The sequence below is a fragment of the Jiangella aurantiaca genome, assembly GCF_004349105.1.
In the GTDB taxonomy this organism is placed as follows: Bacteria; Actinomycetota; Actinomycetes; order Jiangellales; family Jiangellaceae; genus Jiangella; species Jiangella aurantiaca.
Map to the genome: position 1 here is coordinate 137636 of NZ_SMLB01000002.1, position 12438 is coordinate 150073.

The 12438-nt window shown below is 68.7% G+C and carries 12 protein-coding genes; 7 read left to right on the forward strand and 5 right to left on the reverse strand.

What is annotated here, in order from left to right; all coding sequences use genetic code 11:
- Positions 1 to 3 precede the first annotated feature (3 nt).
- Entirely contained in the window at positions 4 to 681 is a 678-nt protein-coding gene (locus E1262_RS01975) for a M15 family metallopeptidase (RefSeq protein ID WP_132101366.1), read from the forward strand.
- On the opposite strand, the gene E1262_RS01980 is transcribed toward E1262_RS01975, so the two are convergent.
- From E1262_RS01980 to E1262_RS01995, 4 genes are read right to left on the reverse strand one after another with little or no spacing between them, the layout of a single operon-like run.
- Positions 678 to 1886: an ABC transporter permease gene (locus E1262_RS01980; protein ID WP_132101367.1), complete on the reverse strand. Its 1209-nt coding sequence runs from the start codon at positions 1884 to 1886 to the stop codon at positions 678 to 680. The two genes, E1262_RS01975 and E1262_RS01980, sit on opposite strands and share 4 nt — an antisense overlap.
- The gene (locus E1262_RS01985) at positions 1883 to 2626 is read right to left on the reverse strand and encodes an ABC transporter ATP-binding protein (protein ID WP_132101368.1); all 744 of its coding nucleotides are present in this window, start codon (positions 2624 to 2626) and stop codon (positions 1883 to 1885) included. The genes E1262_RS01980 and E1262_RS01985 overlap by 4 nt, the downstream gene beginning before the upstream one ends.
- Complete coding sequence (locus tag E1262_RS01990) at positions 2623 to 3774, reverse strand: peptidoglycan-binding protein (protein WP_132101369.1); 1152 nt, start codon at positions 3772 to 3774, stop codon at positions 2623 to 2625. Before E1262_RS01990 ends, E1262_RS01985 begins: the two co-directional genes overlap by 4 nt.
- Complete coding sequence (locus E1262_RS01995; RefSeq protein WP_203453453.1) at positions 3771 to 4466, reverse strand: hypothetical protein; 696 nt, start codon at positions 4464 to 4466, stop codon at positions 3771 to 3773. Before E1262_RS01995 ends, E1262_RS01990 begins: the two co-directional genes overlap by 4 nt.
- Before the next feature lie 89 nt (positions 4467 to 4555).
- Between E1262_RS01995 and E1262_RS02000 the strand changes: the two genes are divergently transcribed.
- The 3 genes from E1262_RS02000 to E1262_RS02010 all read left to right on the forward strand — a co-directional run bounded on the left by E1262_RS02000 (position 4556) and on the right by E1262_RS02010 (position 8345).
- Positions 4556 to 5212 (forward strand): response regulator transcription factor, encoded by a 657-nt coding sequence (locus E1262_RS02000; protein ID WP_132101370.1) that lies wholly within the window; start codon positions 4556 to 4558, stop codon positions 5210 to 5212.
- Between the two features lie 20 nt (positions 5213 to 5232).
- Entirely contained in the window at positions 5233 to 6483 is a 1251-nt protein-coding gene (locus E1262_RS02005) for a sensor histidine kinase (protein WP_203453454.1), read from the forward strand.
- Positions 6484 to 6749: 266 nt separating this feature from the next.
- Positions 6750 to 8345, forward strand: coding sequence for an alpha/beta hydrolase-fold protein (locus E1262_RS02010; protein WP_132101371.1), 1596 nt, complete (start codon positions 6750 to 6752; stop codon positions 8343 to 8345).
- 66 nt (positions 8346 to 8411) lie between these two features.
- Here the strand turns inward: E1262_RS02010 and E1262_RS02015 are convergent, their stop codons facing one another.
- A complete protein-coding gene (locus E1262_RS02015; protein ID WP_132101372.1) occupies positions 8412 to 9203 on the reverse strand; it encodes an IclR family transcriptional regulator in 792 nt (263 codons plus the stop codon).
- A 137-nt stretch (positions 9204 to 9340) separates the two neighbouring features.
- Here E1262_RS02015 and E1262_RS02020 point away from each other — a divergent pair, with 137 nt between their 5' ends.
- From E1262_RS02020 to E1262_RS02030, 3 genes are all read left to right on the forward strand, one after another.
- Entirely contained in the window at positions 9341 to 10600 is a 1260-nt protein-coding gene (locus E1262_RS02020) for an ABC transporter substrate-binding protein (protein ID WP_162605724.1), read from the forward strand.
- Between the two features lie 66 nt (positions 10601 to 10666).
- Positions 10667 to 11611, forward strand: a complete 945-nt coding sequence (locus tag E1262_RS02025) for a carbohydrate ABC transporter permease (protein ID WP_132101374.1) — start codon at positions 10667 to 10669, stop codon at positions 11609 to 11611.
- Positions 11608 to 12438: a carbohydrate ABC transporter permease gene (locus tag E1262_RS02030; protein WP_203453455.1), complete on the forward strand. Its 831-nt coding sequence runs from the start codon at positions 11608 to 11610 to the stop codon at positions 12436 to 12438. The genes E1262_RS02025 and E1262_RS02030 overlap by 4 nt, the downstream gene beginning before the upstream one ends.

A 12438-nucleotide genomic window follows, 5' to 3' on the forward strand; every position in this document is an offset into this window, starting at 1 on the left:
AGCATGAGTCAAACCGCAGCAGCACGAACAACGACCCGGAGGACGCTCGGGCCCGTCGCCGTCGGCGTGGTCATCGTCACCGCCGCGATCATCGGGACCTTCGTCTATCGGTCGGCGTCGTCGTCGGCGTCCTCGTTGAACGATGTCCGTCGCGGCGACCACAGTGGTGCGACTACCGACCACGGCGGTGCCGTCACCGACGGTGCCGTCACCGAGGATGACGGTGACCTCCCTGACGGCGTGACAGTGTTCGACGACCAGTATCCCGGCGTCGCCAACCTCGACCCCGATCTGCTCAAAGCCCTACGGGAAGCGGCGACGGATGCCGCTCACGACGGCGTCAAGTTCAACGTCAACAGTGGCTGGCGTTCCCCGGAGTACCAGAATCAGCTTCTTCGCGAGGCGGTCTCGAAGTACGGCTCGAAAGAGGAAGCCGCCCGGTGGGTCGCCACCGTGGACACGTCTCCTCACGTATCCGGGGACGCGATCGACATCGGGCCCTCCGATGCCAGGGCGTGGCTGTCCGAACACGGCGCTGAGTACGGGCTGTGCCAGATCTACCGCAACGAACCCTGGCACTACGAACTGCGCCCCGAAGCCATCGATCACGGTTGCCCGGCCATGTATGCCGACCCCACGCACGATCCAAGGATGCGCAGCGACCGGCCGGCCTCAGGCTAGACCGTCGCCAGGGCCACGGTGGGTGGCATGCGCGCCGCGCGGGCCGCGGGGTACGCGCCGGCGATGGCACCGACGAGAACGGTGGCGGCCGCAGCGCCGGCGAGCACCCACACCGGCAGGGCGAATGGCCAGTCCCTGGTCTGGGCGAACGCGGCGGTCACGACGCCGCCGAGAGCTGCGCCACCGATTCCCCCCAGGCCGGCGAGCAGGACGGACTCGCCGAGGAACTGGCGGCGGACGTGGGCGCGGGTGGCTCCGAGCGCGCGCCGCAGGCCGATCTCGGAGCGTCGCTCCAGGACGGCGATGACCATTGTGTTGGCCACACCGATGCCACCGACCAGCAGCGCGACCCCGCCCAGGGCGAGCAGCAGGGTCGTGAGGGTCTCGTCGGCGGCGGCTTGGGCGGCAAGGGCGTCGGAGGGCCGGCTGACGGAGACCTCTTCGGGGTGGTCGGGATTCACGGTGGCTGGGAGGACGGCCCGGACGTCGTTCACCGCGTCTTCGTCGGATCGCTCGTAGATCGTCGTCGGGGAGCCGTCGAAGCCGAGGGTGTCCTCGGCGACGGGCCAGCCGATCAGGACCGACGAGTCCAGCTCGGGTGCCAGCGGCACCGGGTCGAGGATCCCGACGACGGTGAACCACTCGCCGGCGAGCCATACCTGGACGCTGCCGTCAGTGTGGTCGATGCCGAGGCGTTCGGCGGCGTCGGCGCCGAGCACGACCGCCGGGAACTGGGCGAGTGCGTCATCGAGCCAGCGTCCGGAGGCGACCGTGCCCGAGACCGTGTCGAGAAGATCGGGCCGGGCCGCGTTCACCGAGAGCCCGTTGGTCTGTTCTTCGGGAATGTGCTGGTTGCGGAAGACCGAAGCGTCGTCGACCGCGCCGATGGCGCTGACGGCGGTGACGGGGCCGACACGGGCGACCATGCCGACGCTTTCGGGGGGAAGCTTGGCCTCACCTCCCATCAGCTGCTGGCCCGGGGTGATGGTCAGCAGGTTGGTACCGAGCCGGCGAAGCTGGTCGTTGACCTGTTCACGGCTGCTGGCCGAGATGCCGACCACGGCCACCATCGCGGCGATGCCGACGGCGATGCCCAGCGCGGACAGCACGGCCCGCAGCGGCCGCGTGCGCAGTCCGGAGAGAGCGACGCGGATGGTGTCGCGGCCGCGCAGCCGCGAAGCCGGGGGTGCGGACGTGGCCGTCATCGTTCTGCCGTCCTTTCGTCGGATTCGATCCGGCCGTCGAGGATGTGCACCTGCCGGGGCAGCTCGGCGGCCACGCCGTGGTCGTGGGTGATGACCACGATGGTCGTTCCGCTGCCGCGGAGCTCGTGCAGGAGCTCGAGCACCGCGGCGCCGGAGGCGGAGTCCAAGGCGCCGGTGGGCTCGTCGGCGAGCAGCAGCGCCGGCTGGCCGACAAGCGCCCGGGCGACGGCGACCCGTTGCCGTTGGCCGCCGGAGAGCTGGTGTGGCTTGTGGTGCATTCGGTCGGCGAGCCCGACCCGGGTCAGTGTCCGCCGTGCCCTGGCCCGGCGGTGGCGCTGGGCGATCCCGGTGTAGAGCAGTCCGTCGGCGACGTTGTCCAGGGCTGTCACCCCCGGAGAGAGGAAGAACTGCTGGAACACGAACCCGATCCGATGCGCGCGCATCGCCGACAGCTGCCGGTCGGACAGGTCGTCGACGTCGTAGCCGTCGATGCGCACGACGCCGGCATCGGCCCGGTCCAACGTGCCCAGCACGTTGAGCAGGGTCGTCTTTCCCGAGCCTGACGGTCCGACGATGCCGACGAGCTCACCCGGGTCGATCCGCAGGTCGACGCCGTCGAGCGCTCGCACCGGTGGGCTCCCGGGATAGACGCGGCGGACCTCGCTCAGGAGGACGACGGGTTCCCTCGTGTCCGAGATCGCGTCGGGCAGCGCTGCCGTGGCCTGGATGCGCGTGCTCATCGGCCGGCCGCCCCGACGACGGTTCCCTCGGCGATGTCCGCGCCGCTCACCTCTACCTTGCCGTTGGCGAACATGCCGGTCTCGACCGGAACGATGTCCGTCGTGCCGTCAGCGCGGACGACTTCGAGTCCGAACCCGCCCCCGGCCAATGCGAGCAGGGCGTTGACGGGGACGACGAGGACGTCCTCACGGGTCTCGACGTTCACGACGACGTCGACCGGCGCCCCGATCAGCGCCTCGTCGACCGGGTCGGTGAGTGTCACCTCCACCTCGGTGATGGTGTCGTCGGCGCCCGGGTCCTCGTCGTCCCCGCCGCCTCCTCCGCCGTCGCCTTCGCCCGACGTGTCCTCGACCACCGTGGAGGAGGTCACCGTCCCGGCCGCCTCCTGGCCACCCGGCAGCCGGACGGAGACCCCGGTGCCGACGTCGACGAGACCTCGGTCAGCGACGTCGACCTCGAGCGACACGATCTGGTCGGCTGCGGTGATGCCGAGAACCTCCGTATCGGGGGTGACGGTGTCGCCGAGCGCGACCTTGATCCCGTCGACGCGTCCCGCCTGGGGAACGACCACGACGTCGGCCGGGCCGACCGTGCCGGTCTTCTCGGCGCCGATGTCGTCTTGCCACTCCCTGACGGCCTGGGCCGTGTTCCAGGTGTACTCGTCATCGACGTCGAACCCGTCGTAGCCGAGCTCGGCGAGGTTCTGCTCGAGCATCTCGACGTCAGCCCCCTCGGTGCCCGGTGACAGCTCGCGATACATGGGGACCGACCCGATCACGGCGATCACCGGCTGCTCGTCCAGGCGATAGAGCTCGGTGCCACGGCTGACCGCCGACTCCTGGGCGGCGAGCCCGGTGACCGTTCCGTCACCCTTCGCCTTGACAGCCAGCGGCGTGCCGTAGCCGAGCGTTCCAGTCAACGACTCGGCTCTGGTCAGCGTCTCCCTGGTGACATCCGCCGTCGCCGCGGGACTGGTCGACGCGTCCGCCGGTGCCGATGAGTCGTTCCGGACGGCGAACCAGTACGACGCGCCGGCGCCGCCGGCCACAACGAGAGCCATGGCCAGCCACAGCAGCCGCCGTCGTCGTGGACGGTCGTCGACGTCCAGCTCCACGTCCTCTGGTCGCGACATGACGTCCTGGCTCATGACGCGTCGCCTTGCGTGTCTGGCTGTCCACCGAACACCTGGTCGTTGCAGGTCTGCTCGGCCGCTTCGAAGTCCGGGTCCCCCACGATCTCCGGGCCTATCCCGATGCCCTCGCCAGGTTTGGGATCCTCGAACGCTTCGACGCCGTTGTCACGCATGCACTGCGCGAACGCCAGCATGTCCTCGCGATCCTCGTCCTCGCTGCCCTCAGGGGGAGCTGGCGGAGCTACGTCCTCGCACGCGGCGAGAGCTTCGTCGGAGTTCGATGGATCGCCCTCGTTCTGGAGCTGGATGCCCTCGCCCGGCGCCGGGTCCTCCACGTCGAGGCCATGGTCGCGCAAGCACTGCGCGTACTCCAGCAGCCTGTCGTGCAGCTCGTCCTCGCTCAGCGGCTCCCCGCCGTTGCCGCCGCTGCCGTCGTCCCCGCTGCCTTCGTCGCTGCTGTCGGGCGGCGTGCTGCTGTCCGCGGATGCCACCGGGTCGCCGCCGTCGCCGCTTCCACCGTCCGACCCGCAGCCGGTGAGAGCCAGCAGTGCGGCCAACGGCAGCGCTGTCAGCGCCATTCGAAGTCGGGTTCGCATTGTCGTCTCGATTCCTGTCGGGGGCCGGCCGAGTGCCGGCGCGTTGCCACCCAGGAAACCGAGAACACCGTTTCCGCAGCGTTTCCGTGGCGCCGAACGGTGCTCGCTCACGGTGCTAACGGAAAAGAAACACACGGGTCGGCGACAATGACCGTGCGGGGCGGCGTCGACGCCGCCCCGACCAGCGAGAGAGGCGGGACATGCGGGTGTTGGTGGTCGAGGACGAGCCGAGACTCGCCGGCGCGATCGGCGAGTGGCTGCGCAACGATACCCATGCCGTCGACGTGGTCCACGATGGCGCCGCGGCGTTGGAACGCATCGGCGTCAACGACTACGACGTCGTCGTCCTCGACCGCGACATTCCGCTCGTCCACGGCGACGACGTCTGCCGGGAACTCGTCGAGGACGTTTCGGGCGCGCGCGTGCTGATGCTCACAGCCGCCGCCGAGGTGGTCGACCGGGTGACCGGGCTCCGGCTGGGCGCCGACGACTACCTGACCAAGCCGTTCGCGTTCGCCGAGCTCAGCGCCCGAGTCCACGCGCTCGGCCGCCGCTCCCGTCCTGCCGCTCCCCCTGTGCTGCGCCGGGCGGGCATCATCCTGGACCCGGGCCGTCACGAGGTCTTCCGTGAGGGCCGGCTGGTGCCACTGTCCAAGAAGGAGTTCGCGGTACTCACCGAACTGCTGCGCGCCGACGGGGCCGCTGTCTCCGCCGAGCACCTGCTGGAGAAGGTCTGGGACGAATTCGCCGACCCGTTCACCGGGGCCGTGCGGCTGGCCATTCTCAAACTGCGCCGCAAGCTCGGCAACCCGCCGGTCGTCGAGACCATCGCCGGTGTGGGATACCGCATACCGTGAGACGCCGAAGGTTTGTCGACGTGCTCCCGATCCGGATCAGCCTGCGCACCAGACTGACCGTCATCTACGGAGCCATGTTCCTCGTCGCCGGCGTCGTTCTCCTCGGCACGACTTACGCGCTGTTCAACCAGCAGTTGTCCGGCTCTTCTTTAGAGATCAGTTTCTCCAACTCGACCGACGGGGAGGACCAGCCCCCGCCCCAAGAGGACGCACCCCCAGGAAACCAGATCGTCACCGGCGAGGGACAAGTCCTCACCGACGAAGCGGCCACGGACTGGCTGGAAGGGCAGGAGCAACGGCTACGGGACTCAGCCGTCACGTCACTGATCGCCCAAGGGGGAATTGCACTCCTGCTCGTGGGCGGCGCCGCGGCCGGATTCGGATGGCTCGTGGCGGGCCGCGTACTCGCGCCCCTGCACCGCGTCACCGAGACCGCACGACGCATCGCCGCCGCCCCCGCCGCCGACCGCGGCCTCCACGAACGTATCGCCCTCATCGGCCCCGACGACGAAGTCAAGGAACTCGCCGACACCTTCGACACGATGGTTGCCCGCCTGGACCGGTCCTTCGATGGCCAGCGCCGTTTCGTCGCCAATGCCTCACACGAGCTACGAACGCCGCTCACACTGAGCCGGGGCCTCGTCGAGCTGGCCATGCACCGGCGATCGGCCTCCGATGACGTCAAACGCCTGGGTGAAGACCTCCTGGAGATCAACACCGGCCACGAGCGCCTGATCAGCGGCCTTCTCATGCTGGCCAAAGCCGAGAACGAAGTGGTCGAACGGTTCCCCGTCGACCTCGCCGACGTCGTCGACCACGTCATCGCCCAAACGGCCGAGGAAGCCCAACAGTGCGAGGTCGACGTGCAGGACGAGGCCGAAGAGGCCGTGACGGACGGCGACGCACTCCTCCTCGAACGCCTCGTGCACAACCTCGTCGAGAACGGCATCCGGCACAACGACCCCGAGGGCGGCTGGGTTCACGTCAAGAGCCGGACCGACCCCAGCGCGGGAGTGGTCGAGCTGGAGTTCAGCAACACCGGACCCGTCGTCCCGCCGTACGAGGTCAATGCCCTGTTCGAACCATTCCGCCGCCTCGGCACCGACCGCCTCGCCACCGCGAAAGGCGCCGGCCTGGGACTGTCCATCGTTCGCGCCATCGCGCGAGCACACACGGGCGACGCCACCGCCCGCCCCCGCGACGACGGCGGCCTCGTCGTCACGGTCACACTCCCCACGAGCTCCCAGACCAGCCCTCCGGCTCGCTCATAGGCCTCGCCCGTCACAGTCGTCCCGTTGCGTTACCTCACCAGGCGTTCTCCTGCTTCACCCGGCATGCATGGGTGGTAGAGCAGGGGAACGCCTAGTGACGTGGACGCGCGAGCTCGCCATTGGGAGTCGTTGCACAATATGCAACACGATCGCTGTCATTTGCAATCACCTCTTGACACAGCCGCACCCTCTCCACGATGGTTCCCACGATGTAATCGATCAGCCGTCAACGGCCTGATCGACTCGCCCAACGGAGGGAGAGGTACATGCACCTGCCACAGCCCCGCCGGACGCCGGCGTCCCCGCCGGGCAGGCGGCTGATGCGCTCACTGCTGGCCGGTCTCGCGGTCGCCGCGGCGATGACGGCCGGAGCGATCGCGACGGCCGCGACGGCCGCGCCGTCCGAGCCGCTCGGACCGGAAGTCATCCGGACGGATCAGCCGCCCACCGGGTACTCCGTCACCTTCAGGTACCAGCCGCCCCAAGGCGTCGAGTCGGTCCACATCTACGGCGACTGGTTCTACTCCCACCCCGAGAGCGTGACCTGCAACGACTGCGGGGACGGCCGGCACCCGTCGGAATGGAGGCTGGGCGACATCGCCGCCACGCCGTGGCGGATCCTGCCGATGGAGCGCGGGGACGACGGAGTCTGGTCGATCACGGTGCCGCTGCCCGCGGGAAGCTTCCGCTACGCCTTCACCCACGACTGCACCAACGTGCTGGCCACTGGCTGCACGCTGCACGACGACCCGGCGAACCCATGGAAGATCCAGCCTCAGTACGCCGGTGCGCCGGGAGCGGTGCGCAGCACGATCTACGTCCCGGAGAGCAAGAAGTTCCCGACCTACGACACCGACTACCAGGCCCCGCCCCGGCCCAACAAGGCCGGCACCCTGGAGACGCGACGCTACCCGTCCCCGCTGTCCACCAACCCGGTCGGCGTCCACGACATCGTCGTGTACCTGCCGCACGACTACGACCCCGATCGGGCGACGCCGTATCCGACGCTCTACCTGAGCCACGGCGGTGGCGACCACTCGACCGCCTGGACGATGCAGGGCGTGGCCCACCACATCCTGGAGAACGCGATCCAGGACGGCGCGGCCCAACCGATGGTCATCGTGTCGACCGACTTCAACGGCCTTCCCGGCGGAAACCTGGGCTACGTCAACGAGCTCAGGAACAACGTCATCCCGTTCGTGGAGCAGAACTACAACGTCTCCACCCGGGCCGAGGACCGTGCCTTCGGCGGATTCTCCGCCGGCGGGAGCCGCGCCTACACGCTCATGTACGACCACACCGCGCTGTTCGGCTACCACGCCGCCTGGAGCGCGGGCGGACCGCAGGCCAGCCAGGTGCAGATCGACCGCATGAAGGGCGTGGCCGGCGGAATCATGATCGGCACCGGCCTCCAGGACCGCCTGGGCAACATCGCCGAGAACTCGCAACGCAACGCCGCCGCGCTGAAGGCGGCCGGCGTCGACGTCGACGAGTACAACGTTCCGGGCGTCCACACCTGGCACGTCTGGCGGCCATTGCTGAACCACTACCTGCGCGAGCTCGTTTTCCGTGCCACGGCGACGGAGCTCGGCATCGACACCGAGCCGGCCGGCGGTTCCGGCAACGTGCGGCTCACCGCCGTTGCCACGATCGATCCCGTGACGACGAGCGTCACCGCACCGTCGGGCACGGTGGACTTCTACGCCGGCGACCAGTACCTCGGTTCCGCGCCGGTGAGGGACGGCGCTGCCCGATTCCACCAGACCGTCGACGGCGCGCTGCTCGACGAACCGGTGATCGCCCACTACCGGGGCGACGAGCTGTTCAACGAGTCGCGGAGCACACCCGCCGAGGCTCACTGACCCTTCGGCAACCCCTGGGGCGGTGCCTCCTACCGGCGGCGCCGCCCCAGGCGCGCCGGCCACGACTCAGCCGACCGCCGGCTCGGCCGTCGCCGGCACCGCCGCAGCACCGGTCGTGTAGCCGAGTTCCGCGGAGATCGACGCCGCCGTGTCGAGCAACAGCGGAAGTCTCGCCTCCAGCTGCGGCAACGTCGCGATCACCTCGATCGCCGTGATCGAGACGGCGGCGATGACCTGGCCCCGCGAGTCCCTGATCGGTGCGGCCACGCACATCACGTAGGCGTCGTGCTCGCCGTTGTCCGTCGCCCAGCCGCGCTCGCGCACTTGGATGAGCTCGAGCTCGAGCGACCCACGGTCGGCGAAGGTCGTGTCCGTGTACCGCTGGAACGTCACGTGTGAGAGCAGTCGATCGCGCTCTTCTCGAGGCAGATGCGCCAAGATCACCTTGCCGACGGCACTCGCGTAGATCGATACCGCTCGCCCGACCCGCGACGGCAGCTTCACGGCGTCGAAGGCGGGACTGTCGACCTTGTCGATGTAGATGATCTCGTCGCCGGTCAGCTGGGCCAGGTGCACCGTGTGGCCGGTCTCCCGCTGGAGCCGGCGCAGGTGCACCGAGGCGAACTGGCGAAGGTCCATCGAGCCGAGCGCCAGCTCGGACAGCTCGATGAGGCCGCTCCCGAACACGTACGTCCCCGCCCCGGTCTTCCGGACGAACCGCGCCGCCTCGAGCGTCTGGAGAATCCGGAGCGCCGTCGACTTGTGGACGCCGAGCACCTCCGAAGCCTCGGAGAGGCTCAGCGGGTGCTCCGCGGACCTCCTGATGAGCTCGATCGCGCGTTGGATCGTCTGAGACACGCCCACCTCCAGATTGCACTATACGCAACGAACACGCTGCGATGTGCAACCACGACTTGACACCGTTGCATATGTTTCTACGATCGTTGCACGCCTTTAACGTTCAACCAGTGCCACGACTCCCTGAGGAGCACCCGATGAGAAAACCCCGCGTTCGCCGCGCCACGGTCGCCGCGGCCACCGTGGTCGGCCTTGCCGCCGTCGTCTCGACCGGATGCGGCTCCGACTCCGGCTCGGGCTCGGGCTCGGACGGCGGTGTCACCACACTCACGTTCGCCGCCTCGACCTTCGGCGATCCCGGCCGAGGGCCGCAGCTACAGGAATGGATCGACGAGTTCAACGCGAGCCAGGACGAGATCCGAGTCGAGGCCGCATCGGTCCCGTACCCCACCTTCGGACAGACGGTGCTCACCCAGATGGGCGGCGGCGAGGGTCCTGACCTCGTCCGCTTCGACATGCCCGAGTTCGAGGCCGCCTCGGACGCCGGCCTGATCGCGCCACTCGACGACCTGATCGACGTCAGCGAGTACGACCTGCTCGAGCAGCCGGACCAGTTCATGGTCCACGACGACGTACGGCACGGAATCATCTTCGAGGCGTCCAACTACGCCATGTTCTACAACGCCGATCTCATTCCGGAGCCGCCGACGACGTATGACGCGTTCTTCGAGACCGCGCAGGCGTTGACGAGTGGCGACGTCTTCGGTCTGGCGTTCCGTCAGACCGAGGCCGAAGAGGCGGGGGTCTGGCAGGACATCTTCAACTACGTCTACGGCTTCGGCGGCGCCTGGTCCGACGGTGAGAACCTCACTATCAACTCGCCGGAGAACCTCGAGGGCCTGCAGGCCTACAAGGACCTCTACGACGCGAACGTCATCCCGCGGGGCGCCGACGCGGCGACCTTCCGCCGCATGTTCGCCGAGGGCAAGGTCGCCATGGAGCTCAACAACGGCGGCTACGCCACGCACCTGCGCGCCGAGAGCCCCGATCTCAACTTCAACGTCGCCCCCATCCCCTTCCCGGAGCGCAGTCAGGGCGCCATCCTCGCACCGATCGTGATCAACGAGGCGAGCTCGGCCAAGGACGAGGCGGCCACATTCATCCAGTGGGCCCTCGAGCCGGAGAACCAGGTGAGCCTGCAGGAGATCCTCGGCGCGAGCAGCGTCGCGACGGCCACTGAGCGCACCCCCGAGTCACTGCAGGAGCTGCCGTTCCTGCCGACGTTCGACGAGCTCACCGACTCCAGCCTCCCGCAGATCGTCCTCGGCTTCGAGGCTCAGACGCCGGACATCCGCAAGATCGTCGTCCAGAACGTCATCGCCGCCCTCCAGGGCACGGTCGACCTCCAGACCGCCCTGGACACCGCCCAGGAGCAGGCGACCGAACTGGTCGGCTGACTCGACGACGCCGGGGCGACATCGACTCGCCCCGGCGTCACTACCGTGACGAAGGACACCCACTCGATGACCGTGCTCGAGCAGACGAGAGCGCCTCGATCCGAGGCGGCCAGGCGCCGGCGTAGCCCGCTGGGCAGCAGATGGACGCCCTACGTGTTCCTCGCCCCCGCGGCCGCTTTCATCATCCTCTTCCAGGGCGTTCCACTCGCTCAGGAGATCTACCTGAGCTTCACCCGGACATCGCTGCTCAACCCGACGCGCAGCACGTGGGTGGGACTGGAGAACTACGCCCACATCTTCGGCGACGACGACTTCCGGCGTACGCTCCGGACCACGCTCGTCTACGTCGTCGCATGCGTCGCCGGCTCCGTCGGGTCCGGGCTGCTCGTGGCGCTCCTCCTCAACCGGAACTTCCGCGGCCGCGGTATCGCCCGCGCGCTCGTGACCGTGCCGTGGGCCGCGCCGGGCATCGCCGTCGCCCTCATCGCGACCTGGATGCTCAACCCCCAGTACGGAATCGTGAACCGGTTCCTCAACGCCATCGGACTCGGTGTCCCCGGGGGCACGATCCTCGACAGCCCGACCTATGCCCTTCCGGCGATCCTCGTGACGACCATCTGGCAGCTCTTCCCCCTGACCTCCGTGGTGCTGCTCTCGGCCCTGCAGGCCGTCCCCAAGGACCTGACCGAGGCGGCGACGATGGACGGCGCGGGCCGGTGGTGGACGTTCCGGGCCGTCACCTGGCAGGTCATCAAGCCGACGGTGGGTCTGCTCGCCCTGCTCATGACGATCTGGTCGATCCGGCGGTTCGAGCTCATCTGGCTGATGACCAAGGGCGGCCCGGTCGGTTCCACCGAGACGCTCGTCATCGACCTCTATGCCCAGGCGTTCGACTCCAAGCAGCTCGGAACGGCGGCCGCGATCGGCATGGTCGGCGTCGTCATCTCCCTCATCGTCATCGCGGGCAGCAGGCTCGTCGCCCGCGGCGCCGCGAAGGAGGGCCTCCGGTGAACCGTCTCCACATCGGTCTCACCCTGCGCATCGTCGCCGTCCTCGCCGTCATGGGGATCGCCGTCTTCCCGTTGTACTGGATGTTCGTCACCGCGCTGTCCAGCGACGCCGACCTGTTCGCCTCGGAGGCCCGGCTCTGGCCCGACTTCTCACAGTTCGGAGTCTTCGTGGACGCGCTGGCCGAAGGCGAGACGGTGCGCTGGCTGCGCAACAGCCTGGTGATCGCCGTCGGCACGACCGCCATGTCGATCGGCCTGGGCATCCCACTCGGCTACGCGCTCTCGCGATTCTCCTTCCGGGGCAAGGTCCTGACGACGGTGGTGCTGCTGCTCACGCAGATGCTCCCCGAGGCGCTCATGGTCGTGCCGCTCTTCTCGCTGTTCAACCGCTTCGACCTGCTCGACTCGCTGATCGGTCTGATCCTGGCCAACTCCGCGTTCGTGCTGCCGATCGTCGCCCTCATCCTCAAGGGTGCGATCGACGGCATCCCGCGCGAGCTCGAGGAGGCCGGCCGGGTCGACGGCGCCCGGCCGCTCACGATGCTGGTGCGCATCAACGTGCCCCTGATCGCGCCGTCGATCGCGGCCGCCGCGGTCATCGCGTTCTTCCACGCCTGGAACGAGTTCGTGTTCGCGGTGACGTTCATCTACGCGCCCGAGACCCAGCCGGCCTCCGTGGGCATCGCAAGCTTCATCGGTGAGGTGGGCACTCCTGTCCAGACAGTCATGGCGGTGGCCTTCATGTTCACCCTGCCCGCCGTCGCGTTCTACCTGTTCGCGCAGAAATACGTCGTCGCCGGCATGACCGCCGGCGCAGTCAAGGGCTGA